General features: G+C 67.0%; 15 protein-coding genes. 9 read left to right on the top strand and 6 right to left on the bottom strand.

The genetic code is table 11. The features are described from left to right. Window positions 1-629: 629 nt before the first annotated feature. The 3 genes from ACWDUA_RS16200 to ACWDUA_RS16210 all read right to left on the bottom strand — a co-directional run bounded on the left by ACWDUA_RS16200 (window position 630) and on the right by ACWDUA_RS16210 (window position 3565). On the bottom strand, window positions 630-2048 hold the full coding sequence (locus ACWDUA_RS16200) for an NAD(P)/FAD-dependent oxidoreductase (RefSeq protein ID WP_449752020.1): 1419 nt from the start codon (window positions 2046-2048) through the stop codon (window positions 630-632). A gap of 212 nt (window positions 2049-2260) precedes the next feature. Next, window positions 2261-3112, bottom strand: coding sequence for an SDR family NAD(P)-dependent oxidoreductase (locus tag ACWDUA_RS16205; RefSeq protein WP_449752038.1), 852 nt, complete (start codon window positions 3110-3112; stop codon window positions 2261-2263). A gap of 18 nt (window positions 3113-3130) precedes the next feature. Next, entirely contained in the window at window positions 3131-3565 is a 435-nt protein-coding gene (locus tag ACWDUA_RS16210; protein ID WP_449752021.1) for an SRPBCC family protein, read from the bottom strand. Window positions 3566-3711: 146 nt separating this feature from the next. Here ACWDUA_RS16210 and ACWDUA_RS16215 point away from each other — a divergent pair, with 146 nt between their 5' ends. Beyond that, window positions 3712-4266, top strand: coding sequence for a TetR/AcrR family transcriptional regulator (locus ACWDUA_RS16215; protein WP_449752022.1), 555 nt, complete (start codon window positions 3712-3714; stop codon window positions 4264-4266). A 102-nt stretch (window positions 4267-4368) separates the two neighbouring features. Here ACWDUA_RS16215 and ACWDUA_RS16220 read toward each other — a convergent pair whose 3' ends face one another. After that, window positions 4369-5976: a GMC oxidoreductase gene (locus tag ACWDUA_RS16220; RefSeq protein ID WP_449752023.1), complete on the bottom strand. Its 1608-nt coding sequence runs from the start codon at window positions 5974-5976 to the stop codon at window positions 4369-4371. Between the two features lie 270 nt (window positions 5977-6246). Between ACWDUA_RS16220 and ACWDUA_RS16225 the strand changes: the two genes are divergently transcribed. The 4 genes from ACWDUA_RS16225 to ACWDUA_RS16240 all read left to right on the top strand — a co-directional run bounded on the left by ACWDUA_RS16225 (window position 6247) and on the right by ACWDUA_RS16240 (window position 9452). Continuing rightward, window positions 6247-7815, top strand: coding sequence for an LVIVD repeat-containing protein (locus tag ACWDUA_RS16225; protein WP_449752024.1), 1569 nt, complete (start codon window positions 6247-6249; stop codon window positions 7813-7815). Beyond that, the gene (locus ACWDUA_RS16230) at window positions 7815-8474 is read left to right on the top strand and encodes a DUF305 domain-containing protein (protein WP_449752025.1); all 660 of its coding nucleotides are present in this window, start codon (window positions 7815-7817) and stop codon (window positions 8472-8474) included. The genes ACWDUA_RS16225 and ACWDUA_RS16230 overlap by 1 nt, the downstream gene beginning before the upstream one ends. Before the next feature lie 451 nt (window positions 8475-8925). After that, window positions 8926-9288, top strand: a complete 363-nt coding sequence (locus ACWDUA_RS16235; protein WP_449752026.1) for a hypothetical protein — start codon at window positions 8926-8928, stop codon at window positions 9286-9288. Between the two features lie 8 nt (window positions 9289-9296). After that, window positions 9297-9452: a hypothetical protein gene (locus ACWDUA_RS16240; RefSeq protein ID WP_449752027.1), complete on the top strand. Its 156-nt coding sequence runs from the start codon at window positions 9297-9299 to the stop codon at window positions 9450-9452. 59 nt (window positions 9453-9511) lie between these two features. On the opposite strand, the gene ACWDUA_RS16245 is transcribed toward ACWDUA_RS16240, so the two are convergent. Beyond that, entirely contained in the window at window positions 9512-10012 is a 501-nt protein-coding gene (locus tag ACWDUA_RS16245) for a MarR family winged helix-turn-helix transcriptional regulator (protein WP_449752028.1), read from the bottom strand. Window positions 10013-10077: 65 nt separating this feature from the next. Between ACWDUA_RS16245 and ACWDUA_RS16250 the strand changes: the two genes are divergently transcribed. Then, window positions 10078-11205, top strand: a complete 1128-nt coding sequence (locus tag ACWDUA_RS16250; RefSeq protein ID WP_449752029.1) for an FUSC family protein — start codon at window positions 10078-10080, stop codon at window positions 11203-11205. Window positions 11206-11389: 184 nt separating this feature from the next. Further along, the gene (locus ACWDUA_RS16255; RefSeq protein ID WP_449752030.1) at window positions 11390-13561 is read left to right on the top strand and encodes a glutamine synthetase III family protein; all 2172 of its coding nucleotides are present in this window, start codon (window positions 11390-11392) and stop codon (window positions 13559-13561) included. A gap of 10 nt (window positions 13562-13571) precedes the next feature. Here ACWDUA_RS16255 and ACWDUA_RS16260 read toward each other — a convergent pair whose 3' ends face one another. Then, a complete protein-coding gene (locus ACWDUA_RS16260) occupies window positions 13572-15245 on the bottom strand; it encodes a PucR family transcriptional regulator (protein WP_449752031.1) in 1674 nt (557 codons plus the stop codon). A gap of 125 nt (window positions 15246-15370) precedes the next feature. On the opposite strand from ACWDUA_RS16260, the gene pruA reads away from it, so the two are divergent. Together pruA and ACWDUA_RS16270 are read left to right on the top strand one after the other, a co-directional pair. Next, window positions 15371-17005, top strand: a complete 1635-nt coding sequence (pruA, locus tag ACWDUA_RS16265; protein WP_449752032.1) for an L-glutamate gamma-semialdehyde dehydrogenase — start codon at window positions 15371-15373, stop codon at window positions 17003-17005. Further along, window positions 17002-17964, top strand: coding sequence for a proline dehydrogenase family protein (locus tag ACWDUA_RS16270; RefSeq protein ID WP_449752033.1), 963 nt, complete (start codon window positions 17002-17004; stop codon window positions 17962-17964). Before pruA ends, ACWDUA_RS16270 begins: the two co-directional genes overlap by 4 nt. The last annotated feature ends 997 nt before the right edge of the window (window positions 17965-18961 follow it).

Below are 18961 nucleotides of genomic sequence, written 5' to 3' on the forward strand. Positions count from 1 at the left end.
CAATCAGCAAGAGACCGTTGATGGTTGAGCCGACGAGGAGCGCAGCGACAAGGCGAGTCGAAACCCCCGCCGGCCGAATCGCCGACGGCACCACCACGATACTTGCGAACCAACGAAGGCGGCGGAAATTTCGACACGGGTCCTCGCCCCTCGGGCTCGGTCCCGGCTCAATCAGCAAGAGACCGTTGATGGTTGAGCCGACGAGGAGCGCAGCGACAAGGCGAGTCGAAACCCCCGCCGGCCGAATCGCCGACGGCACCACCAAGATACTTGCGAACCAACGAAGGCGGCGGAAATTTCGACACGGGTCCTCGCCCCTCGGGCTCGGTCCCGGCCCAATCAGCAAGAGACCGTTGATGGTTGAGCCGACGAGGAGCGCAGCGACAAGTCGAGTCGAAACCCCCGCCGGCCGAATCGCCGACGCCACCACCACGATACTTGCGAACCAACGAAGGCGGCGGAAATTTCGACACGGGTCCTCGCCCCTCGGGCTCGGTCCCGGCTCAATCAGCGTCCGATGCCCACTACCCAATCAGCAAGAGCCCATTGATGGTCGAGCCGACGAGGAGCGCAGCGACAAGTCGAGTCGAAACCCCCGCCGGCCGGGATCACCAGATCTCGACAACCGGTCAGGCCGCACCCAACTCCTCGTCTTCGTCGTCGCGACCCTCTGACAGTTTCTCGATCACGTTGCGCGCGAATACCTGCTGTTCGGTCACGGCCATCTGGTTGCGGGCGCGTGAGGTGAACGCGAAGGTCCAGTCGATGAACGTCGTGAACCGATTGCGGAAGCCCACCAGGTACAGCAGGTGCAGGAACAACCACCCCACCCAGGCGACGAAGCCACCGAACTCGATGTGCTTGTCGGTGCCGGGAACCGGGATCGTCGCGACCGCGGCGAACCGCGCCACGGTGGCCATCGACCCCTTGTCCCAGTACTCGAATGGCGGCCGCTTGCTGTAGTTGCCCTTGATGCGGGCGACGATGGTGTCGGCGGCGTAGCGGGCCGACTGGTTGGCCGCCGGCGCGAGACCCGGCACACCGTCGATGGCCATCATGTCGCCGACGACGAACACCTCGGCGTGACCGGGAATCGACAGATCCGGCTGCACCTTGACGCGACCGGCGCGATCGACTTCCACCCCGCTCTGCTCAGCGAGCTGACCGCCGAGTGGGCTGGCGGCCACACCCGCAGACCACACCTTGCACTGTGCCTCGATCCGGCGGGTCGAGCCGTCCGGGTCCTTGACCATCAGCCCGTGGTAGTCCATGTCGACGACCATCGCACCGAGTTGCACGTCCACTCCCAGCGATCGCAGTCGCTTCTCCGCGCGCGCACCGAGTTTCGGCCCGAACGGCGGCAGCACCGACGATGCCGCGTCCAGCAGGATCACCCGCGCCTGGGTCGGATCGATGTTGCGGAACGCCCCGGCGAGGGTCTTGTCGGCCAGTTCCACGATCTGCCCCGCCATCTCCACGCCGGTCGGGCCGGCGCCGATCACCACGAAGGTCAGGAGCCGCTCGCGCTCTTCCGGATCGTCCGACAGTTCGGCCTGCTCGAATGCACCGAGTATGCGGCCGCGCAGTTCGAGTGCGTCGTCGATGGTCTTGAGACCGGGGGCGAACTCGGCGAAATGGTCGTTGCCGAAGTAGGACTGGCCGGCGCCGGCGGCGACGATCAAGCTGTCGTAGGTGACCTCTGTGACCCTGCCCATGGTGCGTGAGGTGACAGTCCGCGAGGTGAGGTCGATGGTGTCGACATCGCCGAGGATCACCTGCACGTTCTTCTGCTTGGCCAGCACCACCCGGACCTGCGGGGCGATCTGACCCTGCGAGATCAGGCCGGTCGCCACTTGGTACAGCAGCGGCTGGAAGAGGTGGTGCGAGGTGCGCGCGATCATGGTGATCTCGACGTCGGCACGATTGAGTCGGCGGGCGGCCGCCAGACCGCCGAAGCCCGATCCGATGATCACCACGTGGTGACGACGGGGCTTGTCGGCGTTCGTATCCGGGGTCTGGGCTGGGGTTGGCGCAGCGTCTTGCGACATGGCACGTTCCTTCGCTTGCGGTTCGACACCCAGGCGGACGATGTCGGGGAACGGTGCTCCTTGCCGGTGGACTCCGGCTACGCCAGTCGCGAAACCGAGATTAGCTCACCGTCGCCGACGATGCGAGAGAATTCTCCGCGAACGCCGGTCGCACGCCGGCTTTCGTGCCGGAATCAGCGGGGTGGCCCTCTGGCGGGCGGTCAGTACGGCGGTCAGGTCAATCCGTTGATCGCGCGATCGGTGATCGACGGCGAGATGTAGTCGAGTACCGGCAACACCGTCCGGACCGCGGCCGGCGCGACCTGCGCGGGCCGGTGCGTGATGGCCCGGACGATCCAGGACCCGGCCTCCTCCGCGCTGAGTGCGTGGGCGCCGCTGTATTCGGCGGTCGGCGTGATCATCTCGGTCCGGACCAGCGGATAGTAGATGTTGGTGGCACGCACCTCGGGGTGCGGCCGCTCGGCATTGAGGCTGCGCCCGAAGATGGCCAGCGCATTCTTCGACGCCGCATACGCCGAGAACCGCGGGAAGGTGTGCGCCATCAACCCCCACGTGCAGACGTTGACGATCTGCCCGTGACCCCGCTCCACCATGCCGGGCAGGAGTCCGAGGGTCAGTTGCACCGCGGCGAAGTAGTTGATCGCCATCGTCCGCCGGTAGTCGTGCAGCCGGTCGGTGGAGTCGATGACCGATCGTCGGATCGACCGGCCGGCGTTGTTGACCAGCACGTCGATCCGCTCGTCGGCGAGGCCGGCGAGCAGCCGGTCGACGTCGGACTCGTCGGACAGGTCGGCGGTCCGATATCGGCAGCCGGTCTCCTCGGCGAGTGCGGTCAGCTCCGGTTCCCGCCGGGCCACGGCGATCACATCCGCGCCGCGGGTGCTCAACTGCCGTGCGGCCTCACGCCCGATCCCGGCCGATGCGCCGGTGACCAGTACCGTCAGTCCGGCGACGTCGCGGCCCGGTCCGGCGACAGCGGCCTCGATGGCCTTGGGCAGCAGGCTACGTCGCTGCAGCAACTCCGACACCACCGCGCTCGGCGAGACCCGCGACAAGGAGAACATCGAGCTCATGGCGACCTCCTACCGGATCTGCTCGCGCAGGTTGATCTCGGTCTGACGGATTGCCTGGCCTGCGAACGGCCCGAGCAGGGCACCGAGCGCACGACCGGTGAGCCCGCCCGGCAACGCGTACCGGAACTCCACCCCGACCTCGGTCCCACCGTCGGCGGTGTCGGTGAATCGCCAGCGGGTGTCCGCCCCGAATCCGGCGATCGAGGTCAGCTCGATCAGCTCGTTCTCCACCCAGTCGGTGGTCTCCACCGTCGACCGCAACGTCGTGGGACCGAGATCGAGCGCGGCCTCGAACGTGGACCCCTTTCCGCTGGTGATCTCACTGAGCACACTGAACGTGGTGATGCCGAACATGTATCGCGGCACGTTCTGGTAGTCGTTCACGTAGGCGAAGACCCGCTCGCGCGGGACCGCCACGGTGGACGAATGGCTGACTCCTGGCATCGTGGACCTCCCCTGTTCGCCGGCGCCACGGCGCCGCCCGGGCCGCCATGGACGTCACTGAGCCCAGCCTAGGTGATCGGGATCCCACGCCCGCACGAACCCTGCCATCGGCCGATGTCACGATCACCGCAGGCGATAATGTCCGTATGCGATCCCGGACCAAGATCATCGATGCCACGATCGACCTGATCGCGCACCAGGGGTTCGCCGCCGCCAGCATCGCAGCTGTGGCCAAATCGGCGGGGGTGTCCCGCCAGACCGTGTACTCGATCTTCGGCACACGCGAAGACCTCGTCTCGCAGTCCCTCGCCGAACTCGCGACCACCCTGATGGGCGAGGTCCACACCCGGATCGACGGCATCACCGACCTCACCGACTACCTCATCGAATTCCTCGTTGCGGGTCGGTCGATGTCGATGAACCACCCGGTGATGTCCACCCTCATGTCGGCCCAGGACTTCCACCCGTTCTTCGACGACGGCGCGATGGACCGCACCCGTGCGGTGGTCACCGAGTTCCTCCGGCCGATGACCGCCCGGCAGCCGAAGTACGAGCCGTACGTCGAGCAGATCGTCGACATGGTGTCCCTGCTCGGGGTATCACTGGTGGTCGTCGACGACAGCGCGCGCACCGACGACGAGATGCGCTCCTTCCTCGACATGTGGCTGCGGCCGGCGATCACCGCACTCGACGTCGGCTGACCGGCCGCCGGCCACGACCCCTCGTCCGCGACCGGCGCCCGACCACCGTCGGCCGGGGTGACCCGGTCCGTCCCAGGAACCCGGTCCCAGGCGGCCGGGCCGTCAGATCACCGAGCCGACGTCGTGGGCGACGATGTTGTCGAGTGCCCGTTCGGCGATCGCGGCGATGGTCATGGACGGGTTGCATGCCGCCGAATTGCCCGGCATCAGTGCGCCGTCGACGACGTAGAGGCCACGTTGTCCCTTCACCCGGCCGTCGAGGTCGCAGGCGACGCCCATGTTGGCGCCGCCGACGGGATGCCACGTCGACGGCACGATGCCGTTGGTGTCGAGCAGGGTCGAACCGCGGCCGGCGATCTCGACCGCGGTCGGATGGATGTGACGATTCTGGATTGTGGCGTCACCCTCCCGCGGCCACTGCACCGATGCCTCGTCGCGGGCCGAGTCGTAGACGAAATGTCCACGGGCCGAGCTCACCCCGTAGGCCACCATCATGGTGGAGTGGGTGTCCACCGGCAGCGGCGGGATGGACGCCTGGATGATGGTGAACGCATTGGCCGGATCCGACCAGTTGGGACTGCCGTAGACCACCGGACCGCCCTGTGCCGCACCGAATTGCGCGGTCGGATTGTTCCAGACGTAGATGCGGTCGGCGTTGGTTCCCCACCCGGCGCCGAGGGTGTCGGGCAGATCCGGGACGGCACCGGTCGCCCGGGCACGCACCAGCATCTTGGTGGTGCCCATCGAGCCGGCCGCCATGATCACCGCACCGGTGGTGAGGACCTTCTTCTCCAGCACGCGACCTGTTTCGTCGGTGCGGTCGACGTGAACGATCCACTTGCCGTTGCGTTCTCGTCGGACGTCGGTGACCTCGTGCAGGGTGCGGACGTCGAGGCGCCCGGTCTTCTCCGCGGCCGCGATGTAGGTGACGTCGACGCTGTGTTTACCGCCGTTGTTGACTCCGATCGCGCCGTCGCCATTGGTGTAGGCGGGCCTCATCGTGCCCGCGGTCTCGGCGAGCGCATAGTTCCAGTCGATCGGCATCGGGATCTTCTGCAACGGCAGGCCGGCCCTGCGAACGTGGGCGGCGAACTCGCGTACCACGCGATAGTTGGGGGTGCGGATCAGTGCGTCGGGTGCCGTGGCCACCTGGAGCATCTTCTCGACGCGCGGATAGTAGACAGTGTCCATCTCGCGCCAGTCGATCCCCGACGGGAAGTGCGAGGTGAACACCGACTCGATCGGCTTGAGCGTCATCCCTTGGTAGACAAGCGATCCGCCACCAAGCCCAGCGGCCACCATGGTGGTCATGGTGGGGGTGGCGATGGACTCGAACAGACCGACATACGGTTCCACGGTCAGTGGGCGACCGAACACCTGGGGCGTGGAGCGGTGCCAGAGGATGCGCTTGTCCGGACTGGTCGCACTCGGGAAGGTGGTGGCGTTCGGCCCGGTCGCCCAGCGTCGCCCCCGTTCGAGCAACACCACCGGCACGCCGGCCCGGGTGAGACGCAACGCGGCGACACCGCCACCGAAGCCGGACCCGATGATCACCGCCCGGTGGTCCTCACGCGTGGTGCGCACCCGCGCCGGGGCACCGTATCCGGGCCCCACCCCCGCAGTCGCCGCGATCACCCCGGCAGCGCCGGCAGTGGCCGCGCCCGCCAGGAAACCTCGACGCGACAACCCAGGTCGTGAGACAGCAGACATGACAAACCCCCATCATCACCGGGATGATCCCAGTTGCTCTGTGCGACAAGAAAATGCGCCCCATCCCACCGGGACACCACACCACGGCTCACACCCTCGGGCAGCACGCGGCGTCTGTGATTCGCACTCAAACTAGACACTGTCCCGGGCATGTGTCAAGATCGCACAGCGTTGTGGGATGGGACACCATTCGGCATCCGGGGATGTCACATCACAGCACACCGGACGGGCAACGCACCAGGGGAGACAGCGCTACAGGGGGAAACATCGATGCTTCACCGACGACGCCACCGACCATCCGGGAACACCGGGTCGGTGTCATGTCACCCATTCGCCACACTCGCCGTCGCGACCACGATCGCGACGGTCGCACTCGCGGGCATCGTCGCCCCGGCATCCGCCGACCCGGACGGCACACCGGCGGTCGGCGCGGCGAAGTGTGACGCCGCCTCACATCCCGAACCCGGATTGCAAGGTGATGTACCTGCCGCCCAACGTGATTCGGGTGCCACCCGCATCGGATACTCGTGCAATGTGCGACGGATCGGCGAGTACACGGGACACGGTGGCGGGATCACGTCCACCAGCGTCGGCTCCTGCGCGTACATGGGCAGCCTGTTCCCCGGCAGTCTCGTCGGTCCCGCCGCGGGCGTGCAGGTGATCGACGCGTCCAACCCGTCCCGACCGCGCCGAAGCGCCACCCTGACCGCACCCGCAATGCTCGCCGGCACCTGGGAATCACTGAAGGCCAACCGCCGCAGCGAACTGCTGGTGGGCACGGGCGTGCCCGCACTGTTCGGCGCGGGACTTCTGTCAGTCTACGACGTATCCGACTGTGCCGCACCACAACTCCTCAATCCAGAGGTGGGCGGAACGGCATCCCCGCTGCCGATCTCGGCGCATGAGGGCGGATTCTCTCCGGACGGGCGGACGTATTGGGCATCGGGCCTCGGACCCGGATTCCTCAGCGCCGTCGACCTCTCCGAGCCCAGTCGGCCGCGCGTACTCTGGCAGGGCCTCACCGGGTTGTCCACCCACGGGATCGGCGTCAGTGCCGACGGCAATCGGCTCTATCTGGCAAGCAATTTCGGCGGGATCACAGTGTGGGATGTGTCGGCGGTGCAGCGACGCGACCACCATCCACAGGTGCGACGCCTGGCCGAGCTCACCTGGACCGACGGATGGGCGACACAGCACAGCGTGCCGGTGACCTACGGCGGCAAGGAATTCCTGTTCACCGTCGACGAGGGCGGCTCGGGCGGTGTGAAACTCATCGACGTCTCCACGCCGATCCGCCCGCGGGTCGTCAACAAGCTCAAGCTGGCGATCAATCTGCGACGCAACGCGGATTCGGCCACCGCATCGTCGATGGGTGGCGGTGTGTTCGCCTACGAGTCGCATTACTGCGCCGCCGACCGGCCCGCGAATCCGACGGCACTCGCCTGCGGGTGGTTCTCCTCGGGCGTCCGGGTCTTCGATGTCCACGACCCGTTCCATGTCCGCGAGATCGCCTATTACAACCCGCCCGCGCGAACGGGGCAGGAAGGCACGCTGAGCAACTCCCCACATGCACTGCTGTCGGTGGCCGGCGTGCCGCTGCTCAGCGTTCCGGCGGTCCTGCAGTCGCTGGCCTCGGGAGCGTTCGACCCCGCACAGGCCGGCAGCTCCCGCACCGGTCGGGTGGTGGGCGACCTGAGTGCCGACTGGTGCGCCTCCCCGCCCGAGTGGCGCGGCCGTCAGCTCTGGGCCACCTGCGCCGACAACGGTTTCCAGGTCCTCGAATTGTCGGCGTCGGCGTACACGCCGCCGCCGGACCAGCAGTCGACGGTGGGTTCGTGATGCGACGCCGCGTCATCGTGAGCGCGACCGCCGCCGTGGTGATCGCGGTGGCGGTGGCGGCCGGTTGGCTGCTCCGTGCGACGGCGGGATCGGATGCGGCGGTGTCGGTCCCGACCCCGTCCACCGTCGAGATCGGGTACCTGCAGGACATGGCCACCCATCATCAGCAGGCGGTGGTGATGGCGAAGGCGATCGATCGGGAGGGTATCGACCCGGGGGTCCGACTGCTGGCACGCCAGATCTCCGAATCGCAGCAGTACGAACTCGGCACGATGATCGGCTGGCTCCGGATGTCCGGGCAGCCGATGGACAATCCGGAGCCGATGGCCTGGATGCCCGACACCGATCACATGTCGGCCATGTCGAACCACCCGGGCAGCCATCACGGCGACGCCCACGACATGCCGGGGATGGCGACCCCCGAACAACTCGGGCAGCTCGGGTCGGCGTCGGGCGCTGCCGCGGAGGATCTGTTCCTGGAGTTGATGTCTCGCCACCATCAGGGCGGTATCGCGATGGCACGGACCGTCTTGCCCATCGTGACGACGGCGGCGGTGCGCGAGTCGGTGCTCGACACCATCAACGGCCAGAGCAGAGAGGTCGGGCTGATGGAGTCGATGCTCGAAGAACGCAGCAGCCAGGCGCCGATCCCGGGCTGATCGCCGTTCGGACGGGTACCGGTTCTGCCGGTGGCAAGAGAACCGCCCGTGGTACCGACACGGCCGGGGGTACCAGAACTGCTGTCGTCCGACCGCCCGATATCGCCCGTACCGGCCATCTCGCTACCATCGCCCGATGAACCCCGGCACCGGCGGTATCGGCGCGTCCCCGACGCAGCATCTCGCCCGCCCTGACGGGCGTGCCCGGCCGGGTGCGCCGAATGCCGCGCCGCGCCCTCCCGGGCGCCCGATTCCGTCAGCGGGCCCGATTCCTTCGGCTGTCGCGTCTCCCGTTGCACCCAGTTCTCGTCCGCCGGCTCCGTTCCCACCTTCGGTTCCGGTCCCGGTCCTCGGGCCGCCCACCGTCGGACCCGATCCGGTCGCCGTCGCACTGCGACGGCCATGGCAGGTCACGTTCTACGGGTGGTGGGTCATCGTCGGGGTCGTACTCATGACGATCTCCGAGATCGTGTGGATCGTGTTTCTGGTGCAATCCGGTCTCCTCGACCTCGACGAGGGCACCACAACCCACACCGATGTCTACGGGGACACCTCGGTGACGACGACCACCAGCATCGATTTCGCCGTCCCGCCGAGATTGCTCCTGCTCTTCTCTCTGATCGTCTTCATCGCAGTGCTCATCGAACTCGCCATCGCGGTGGCCTTCCTCCGCGGCAGCCGGGGCGCCTACCTCTACCACTCCGTGAACCTGATCCTGAAGCTGGTCGTCCCGATTCTGCTGGTCGTCCTGGTCGTCGCCACCGTGTTGCTGGGGACCGGGACCTCGGCCGTGAACCTCGGGCTGGGCTCATGAGCACCGAGATGACGATCGCAGTGGTCGCCGCCGTCGTCGGGGTACTGCTCGTCATCCCGAGCCTGGCCTTCCAGGCCTATCTGCTGTGGAACAAGCGCACCAAGGCGTACTTCAGCAAAGAAAGTGTCGAGATCCGACGGCGTCATCGCAACGGCGGGCTCTGATCCCGCGCGCACCGACAACGTTCGATCCCCCAGTGACAGTTCGATCCCCCAGTGACAGTTCAATCCCCCAGTGACAGCGAGACCTTGCGCAGCAGCGCGGTCAGGGTGGCGCGTTCGGCGTCGTCGAGTCCGTCCAGGACCTGCCGATCGTCGTCGAGACGGCGTGGGAGTTCACGATCGACCAGCGCCCGCCCGGCGTCGGTGGGCGCGAGCAGCACCACACGTCCGTCCCGCTCGGACTTGTGCCGCTCGAGGAGCCCACGGCGCGAGAGGCTGTCGCCGATCTTGGTCACCGACGCCCCGCTGAGCATCGTCGTGAACACGACTTCGCTCGCCCGCAACGGCCGTTCGGCGCGGACGAGTGCGCCGAGCACATCGAACTCGGATCGGGTGATCCCGTGGACCTCGAGGTTGCGGTCGAGTCGTGCGCTGGTGACCGAGGCGATGCGCTGGACGCGGCCGAGGATGCCCACCGGCGACATGTCCAGATCCGGATAGGCGCGGGCCCATTCACCGAGGACATGGTCGACGACGTCGGTGGTTTCGGTCACCTGGGCCATGGTAGCCCCCCGGCATTTCTCCCCGGGGGATTACTTCACTAGTAAAATAGTGATAAAGTACTTTTATGTCGTCCACCCCCGTCCTGCCCGCGTCCGCCCCGACCGACACCGAACCGGCCCGATCGATGCGCGGCGATGCGGTACGGCACTGGGTGCGCGCACAGACCTGGCGGGACATCGCGGCACTGGAGTTCGCCCGGATCGGCTACGCCGTGCCGATCCGCGTCGGTGTCGCGGTCGCCCTGGTGATGGTCGTGGGCGGACTGACCGGTCATCGGGACGTCGCAGGCCTCGCCGCCCTGGGCGCACTGATCTCCGCATTCTGTCGGCCCGACCCCTATCCGGTCCGGCTCCCCCGCCTGCTGGTGATCGGCGCCGCGCTGACCGCATCGGTCGCGATCGGCGGGACGCTGGGCACATACTCGTCGTCCACGGTCGTCAACATCATCGTGATCTCCCTGCTCGGCGGTGCATCGGTGTACCTGATGACCGCCCTGCACATCGTCGGGCCGGGTGCGGTGATCATCATGTTCGCGGCCAACGGTGCCGCAGCTTCCGTGGCGATCACCGGCATCGGACATGCCACCGCGGCCACCGCGATCGGCGCCGCCGTCGGCATCCTGGCCTCGATCGCCCCGTGGTTGCTGGGCCTTGCCCGGACGGAGGCCGCCGCGCCACGCCGCGAATCACTGCGCATGGCACTGGCCGGCGGACACACTCGCGCGGCGCACCGTCATCTGCTCTACACCGCCGGTCGCATCACGGTGGCCGCCGCCATCGCCGGTGGGGCGGCCGCCGCCATCGGCCTGGCCCACCCGATGTGGGCGGCCATGGGCGGCGTCGCCGCCATGCAGGGTGTGGCCTATCACCTCACCGTCCGGCGTGGTGTGCAACGCCTGATCGGCAATGTCATCGGCGGCGTGATCGCGGCGGTCCTCCTCGCCCTGCCGCTGGGCTACTGGGGTGCGGTCGTGGCGATCGTCATCTTCCAGATCGCCGCCGAGATCTTCTCCACCGTCAACTACGCCCTGTGCTCGGTGGTGGTCACCCCGATGGCACTGTTGCTGACCGGGATCGGCTCGCACCTCAGCCCTGACACGGCCGTCGACCGTGTCCTCGACACGTTGATCGGCATCGTGATCGGCATCGTCATCGCCGCGATCACCATCACCCGGGCCGACGTGGCCCGGTGACCATCGGGCATTCGGGCATTCGGGCATTCGGGCGAACAAACCTAGTTTTCACGGGCGTCACATTCACGCAACGGTGCGGGTACCTGCCACTCATAGCGTCGTATCGCTTGCACAACGCCCGTGCCCTGCCCGGGGCCACCCAGGCCCCCGGGAAGAGCGGAACCGAAATCCCCCAGGAGTACCCATGAGTGGCAGCATGTCGCGCCGACAGGCCATCGAGGCCGTGACCACCTACGAGATGGACGACGAGGGCTTCCCCGAGCCGCTCGCCGACACCTTCGGCCGCAACGTCTTCACCCTGTCGGTGATGAAGTCGCGTCTCCCCAAGCACGTGTTCAAGGCCGTCTCGGCCACCATCGACAAAGGCGCTCCGCTCGATCCCACCCTGGCCGACTACGTCGCCTCCGCGATGAAGGACTGGGCCATCGAGAAGGGCGCATCCCACTACGCGCACGTCTTCTACCCGCTGACCGGCTTCACCGCCGAGAAGCACGACTCCTTCCTCGAACCCGACCCCTCGGGCGCGTCGCTGGCCGAGTTCCAGGGCAAGACCCTCCTGCAGGGCGAGCCGGACGCGTCGAGCTTCCCCAACGGCGGCCTACGCGGCACCTTCGAGGCCCGCGGCTACACCGGCTGGGACGTCACCAGCCCGGCGTACATCCTGGAGAACCCGAAGGGCAACACGCTGTGCATCCCGACCATCTTCATCTCCTGGACCGGTGAGGCCCTGGACAAGAAGACCCCGCTGCTGCGCAGCCAGCAGGCCATGAGCAAGCAGGCGATGCGTCTGCTGAAGCTGTTCGGGCACAACGACGTCGACACCGTCGTGTCCTATGCGGGCGCCGAGCAGGAGTACTTCCTGATCGACCGCCATTTCTACTTCGCCCGCCCCGACCTGATGACCGCCAACCGGACCCTGTTCGGCGCCAAGCCGTCCAAGGGCCAGGAATTCGACGACCACTATTTCGGCGCCATCCCGGATCGCGTGTTGGCCTTCATGATCGAGCTCGACCGCGAACTGTTCAAACAGGGCATCCCGGCCAAGACCCGGCACAACGAGGTGGCCCCCGGCCAGTTCGAGATCGCCCCGGTCTTCGAGAAGTCCAACCTGGCCCACGACCACCAGCAGCTGATGATGACCACCATGAAGAAGGTGGCCGAGCGCTACGGCATGGTCTGTCTGCTGCACGAGAAGCCGTTCGCGGGCGTCAACGGTTCGGGCAAGCACGTCAACTTCTCCCTCGGCAACAACAACCAGGGCAACCTGCTCAACCCGGGTGACACCCCGCACGAGAACGAGCAGTTCCTGGTGTTCTGTGCGGCCATCATCCGTGGCGTGCACAAGTACGGCGGCCTGCTGCGCTCCTCGATCGCCTCGGCGTCCAACGATCACCGTCTCGGCGCCAACGAGGCCCCGCCGGCGATCATCTCGATCTTCCTCGGCGAGCAACTGGCCGACGTCTTCGACCAGATCGCCAAGGGCGGCGCCAAGGCCAGCAAGGCCTCCGGCGTCATCGAACTCGGCGTCGACACCCTGCCGCCGCTCAAGGCCGATGCCGGTGACCGCAACCGCACCAGCCCGTTCGCCTTCACCGGCAACCGTTTCGAGTTCCGCGCGCCCGGCTCCAACCAGTCGATCGCCGATCCGATGATCGCGATCAACGCGATGCTCACCGAGTCGCTGGACTACGTCTGCACCAGTCTGGAGAAGTCCACCGAGGAGGGCATCCCCTTCGACGACGCCGTACAGAAGGTGCTCGAGGAGATCATCACCGAGCACGGCAAGGTGGTGTTCAACGGCGACGGCTACTCCGATGCGTGGCAGGAGGAGGCCGCCACCCGTGGACTGCTGAACCTGCGCACCACCGTCGACGCGATGGCCCAGCTCGACGAGCCGGCGATCAAGGAGCTGATGAGCAGCTACGGAATCCTGTCGGAGCGAGAGCTCAAGGCGCGCAAGGAGGTCGTGCTCGAGCAGTACGCCCTGGCCCTGCTGGTGGAGGCCAAGGAGACCCTCGAGATCGCCAAGACCATGATCCTGCCCGCGGCCACCCGCTACATGGGCGAGCTCGCCGGCACCCAGGCCAGCCTGAAGGCCGCCGGCGTCGACATGGAGACCCCGGTACTCAAGACGATGACCGTCGCGGTGAGCGAACTCAACGACAAGATGGACATCCTCGAGGAGGCCATCGGCGGGTTCCACGGAGACACCGTCGAGACCGAGGCCGAGTACGCACTCGCCTCGCTGATCCCGGTGATGAACGACGTGCGCACCGCGTCGGACAAACTGGAGGGCATCGTGGCCGACGACCTGTGGCCGCTGCCCACCTACAACGAGATGCTGACCATCCTCTGATAGTCCACCGTCACAACAGATCTGGCCGACCTGGTCGCTGCGGGGGCATGAGCACCCGCAACGACAACGCCACCACCACCCTGGTGGCCGGGTCGGCCAGATCCATTCCGGTGACCGTCTGGAGTCGTCGGATCCGGTAGCGCAACGTGTTCGGATGCACGTTGAGATCGGCCGCCGCCGCCCGCACGTCCCCGAACCGGTCGAGATATGCCCGCAACGACACCACGAATTCGCTGCCGCCACGTGCGTCGGTGTCAGCGAGTTCCCGCACCCGGGAGTCGACGAGATCCGGGTTCTCCGAGAGAAGTTCGACGATCGACCCCAGCAATACCCCCGTCCGCGACGCGGCAGTCGTGGTCACCGGATCGATCAGGTCACCGGCCCGGCCCGCGGCGTCGAGCACCTTGTCGACCTGAACCCGCAGCCCCGGCACCTCCCCCACCCCCGTTGCCGGACCGGCGATCACGGCCCGCACCGCCAGCCCGAACTGTCGGTGGGTGGCGTCGACGACGGTCTGCGCCCACGCCTGAACCGACGGTGAATCCACCGCTGGCAGAACGACATAGGCACGTGCCCCCACCATGGTGGTCACCGACAACGGGCTGAATGCACTGGCATGCAGCGTCAGTGCCGATATCCGCCCGGACGTCGCCGCGACCGGCGACGGGTCGGCGGGACCGAATCCCACCACGATGACGTCGGCCGCGGGATCGATTCCCAGCTCGGCACCGAGATGCTGGTTGTCGACCGGGCCGCCCCGCACGCCGAGCAGGCGACGCACCAGATCATCGTGGCCGGTGCCCGCGGCGCGTCGGCGGACGATCACCCGCGCGGCCATCGCCGCGGCCCCGATCAGCACCTCGTCGGTGTCCGGTGCGGGCTCGGCGTCGCCCTGCTGCAGCCACACCACGCCGAGGAACTCGCCGATGCGTCGCTCCCCCGCGGTGCCACCGACGACGGGCGTCCGGATGGCCACCGCGCGGCGTGGACGGAGACCGAGATCGACGCGTGCGTCCACGGTGACCACCGCCGCCGACGTGCGCAGGGCGTCCATCACACCCCACTGCCGCAACCACGCCAGCATCTCCGGCGGTCCCTCGCGACCCAGGATCGACAGCCTGCGCAATTCGTCTGCCTCGTCGCCGGCCGAACTGTAGGCCAGCACATGCGAGCGTTCGTCCTCGATGCTGATCAACCCACCGGTCCGGCGGGCGACCTGCGCGGCGAGCTCGAAGAGATCACCCACATTGCCCTGCACCATCGACTCCTCGGAGCCGACCGACGCCGTGGCGGTGTCGATCACGCCGCTGACGAGGTGATACACGCGTTCCCACCGGGCGTGGGGGTCGACGGCGATCACCGCGATACCCAGGGAGTCGGCCCGGCCCACCACGGCCGGCGTCGGCGCCTTGGTCATCACCGCCACCGGCATCCGACCGCCCAGTCCGTCCAGCCACTCGATCGCTGCGGCCTCCCCGACACCCACCAGCAGGAACAGCTGCGCCCCGCGCGCACCCCGACCGAGACCGAGCTCGACATCGTCGGCGTCGAGCATCGCCAGATCGGCGATCCGCGCGTCGAGGCCGGCCGGCGCGGTCACCAGCGCGGCCACCGTCCTGTCCAGCGCCAACAACAGCCGACCCAGCTCGACGCCGTCGAACGCGATGGTCTCCCGCTGGGTCATGTCCCCACGCTAGACCGACGACGGTGCGCATTCGAGACGATTGTCTGTCCGGTCCCACAACATCTTGATTCGTTCTTGAGTTCATCGGACATATCAGCGTGGTTCGCGGGTTGCTGCACTGAGGTATGGATGCCATCACCTCCGTTCCCCACCCGTCCAACGAGCCCGTCCACACCTATGCACCCGGCACCCCCGAACGAGAACGCATCGCTGCCGAACTGGCCGCGCAGAGTGCCGCCGGCCCGCGCGATCTGCCCCAGGTGATCGGCGGCGTCGCCCACACCGGCGATGGCGACCCGATCTCCGTCGTCCAGCCGCATGCGCACCACGAGGTGCTGGGCACGATCCGCACTGCGACCCATCACGACGCCCGTGCCGCGATCGACGCCGCACGCGACGCCGCCGCGGACTGGGCCCGCACCCCCTTCGATGATCGTGCCGCGGTACTGCTGCGTGCTGCCGACCTGTTGTCGGGGCCGTGGCGTGAGCGGATCGCCGCGGCCACCATGCTCGGTCAGTCGAAGACGGTGCAGCAGGCCGAGATCGACGCGCCCTGCGAGCTCGTCGACTTCTGGCGATTCAACGTCTCATTCGCACGCGAGATCCTCGCCGAGCAACCGATGTCGTCACCCGGGGTGTGGAACCGGCTCGATCATCGTCCACTCGACGGATTCGTCTATGCCGTCACCCCGTTCAACTTCACCGCGATCGCAGCCAACCTACCCACTGCACCGATGCTGATGGGCAACACCGTGGTCTGGAAGCCCTCACCGACACAGGCATATTCGGCCCATCTGACCATGCAGCTGCTGATCGAGGCCGGGATGCCGCCCGGGGCGATCAACCTGGTCCACGGAGACGGGCATGCGGTGTCGGAGGTGGCGCTCACCGATCCGGACCTGGCGGGCATCCACTTCACCGGCTCGACGGCCACTTTCCAACACCTGTGGCGGGAGGTGGGCGCACGAATCGACCGCTACCGCAACTATCCGCGTCTGGTCGGCGAGACAGGCGGCAAGGACTTCATCGTCGCCCATGCCTCGGCCGATCCGGATGTGCTGCGGACGGCATTGGTCCGCGGCGCGTTCGAGTACCAGGGTCAGAAGTGTTCGGCTGCCTCCCGCGCCTACATCGCGCGCTCGGTGTGGGACCGGATGGGCGACGACTTCCTCAGCGAGACCAACGAACTCACCTACGGCGATGTCCGGGATCTGGGCAACTTCGGATCCGCACTGATCGATCGCCGCGCCTACGACAAGTCGGTGGCCGCAATCGATCGGGCCAAGACGGTACCGACGATGACGGTTGCCGTGGGTGGGGCGTGCGACGACTCCACCGGATACTTCGTCCGACCCACGGTGCTGCTCGGCGACGACCCCGCCGACGAGGCGTTCAGCACAGAGTACTTCGGTCCGATCCTGTCGGTGCACGTCTACGACGACGACGCCTACACCGACACACTGCATCTGGTGGATTCGACGGCGCGCTATGCACTGACCGGGTCCATCATCGCGACCGAGGTGTCGGCGGTGGCCACCGCGGCCGACATCCTGCGGAACGCGGCAGGCAACTTCTACATCAACGACAAGCCCACCGGCGCCGTCGTCGGTCAACAGCCCTTCGGCGGCGGTCGGGCGTCGGGCACCAACGACAAGGCCGGTTCCAAGGCCAATCTGATGCGATGGACGTCCACACGGACGATCAAGGAAACCTTCGTCCCACCGACCGAATCCGCCTATCCGCATATGGGTGCGCAATGAGCACGGCGTTCGATTCGCTTCTGCGGCCGATGATCCTGCGGGCCGCCGCGAGTAACCACATCAAGAGCACCGCCACGCGCCTGCCGATCACCGCCCCTGTGGTCAACCGGTTCGTCGCCGGCGAGACACAGGAGCAGTTGCTGTCGGCGGTGACGGCGTCGCTCGGGGCAGGGCTGTCGGTGAGCGTGGACCATCTCGGCGAGGACACCGTCGACGAGGCCGCCGCAGATGCGACGGTGCGCGCATATCTGTCTGTCCTGGAATCCATGTCGGGTCTGGGAGCGTCAGGTACCGGGCGTCTGGAGGTGTCGCTCAAACTGACCGCACTGGGACAGTCGCTACCGCGGCACGGTCGCAAGATCGCCACCGAGAACGCCCGCACGATCTGCGCCGCCGCCCGCACGGCCGGCGTGCTGGTGACCGTCGACGCCGAGGATCACTCGACCGTCGACGAGCGAGTCACCATCGTGCGCGAGTTGCGTCAGGACTTCGACGAGCTCGGTACAGTCTTGCAGGCATATCTACGTCGTACCGAAGACGACTGCCGAGAGTTCGCAGCATCCGGGGCACGCATCCGCCTGTGCAAGGGCGCCTACGCCGAGCCACGGTCGGTGGCATTCGACACCCACGCCCTGGTGGACGACTCGTATCTGCGGTGCCTGCGAATCCTCATGCACGGCAGCGGCTACCCCATGGTCGCCAGTCACGACCCGACGATGATCGAGGCCGCCCGGTTGCTCGCTCGTGAATGCGGCAGGACACCGGACTCCTGGGAGCATCAGATGCTCTACGGAATCCGGACCGCCGAGCAGCACCGGCTGGCCGACGACGGCGCGCAGGTACGGGTGTACATCCCCTACGGCAGTCAGTGGTACGGCTACTTCGTCCGCCGCCTGGCCGAGCGGCCCGCCAACCTGCTGTTCTTCTTACACGCCTTGGCGGAGCGTCGGCAAGAGTGAACTCCGTGGATGGAATCGCGCACCCGACGTGTCTCGATCGGCTCAACCATCCACAGCCTCTTGCCGATTGATCCGGGACCGAGCATCGCACGGAACCCTCGAACGCTGATCGAGCCGGGACCGAGCATCGCGACGACCCCCGAACGATGATTGAGCCGGGACCGAGCGAAGCGAGGACCCCCGAACGATGATTGAGCCGGGACCGAGCGAAGCGAGGACCGAGTCGAAATCTCCACAGCCAGCATCGGATGCGTAACCACCTCCAGAGTGGTCACGGTGACGAGCTCGGCCGACAGAGGTTTCGACACGCCTCGTCGCTACGCTCCTCATCGGCTCAACCACCAACAGCCCGTTGCTGATTGAGCGAGGACACCCGAACGATGATTGAGCCGGGACCGAGCGAAGCGAGGACCCCCGAACGATGATTGAGCCGGGACCGAGCATCGCGAGGACCCGTGTCGAAATCTCCGCAGCCAGCACTGGGTGGTAACCACCTCCAGAGTGGTCACGGTGACGAGCTCGGCCGACAGAGGTTTCGACACGCCTCGTCGCTACGCTCCTCACCGGCTCAACCACCAACAGCCTCTTGCTGATTGAGCCGGGACCGAGCGAAGCGAGGACCCCCGAACGATGATTGAGCCGGGACCGAGCATCGCGAGGACCCGTGTCGAAATCTCCGCAGCCAGCACTGGGTGGTGACCACCTCCGGAGTGGTCACGCCGGCGAGCTCGGCCGACGGAGGTTTCGACACGCCTCGTCGCTCTGCTCCTCATCGGCTCAACCACCAACAGCCCGTTGCTGATTGAGCCGGGACCGAGCGAAGCGAGGACCCCAGTCGAAATCTCCACAGCCAACGATGTCCCCAACAACCCCACAGGTGAACCCCAACCCCCACAGTGAAAAGCCGACCCACTTTATCCACAAATACTGATCACCTTGACAATTCGACGTCGGTTCGCCTATACGTTCGCTACAATAGAACACATGCAGGGGGAAC

The organism is Gordonia sp. NPDC003376 (assembly GCF_053589235.1).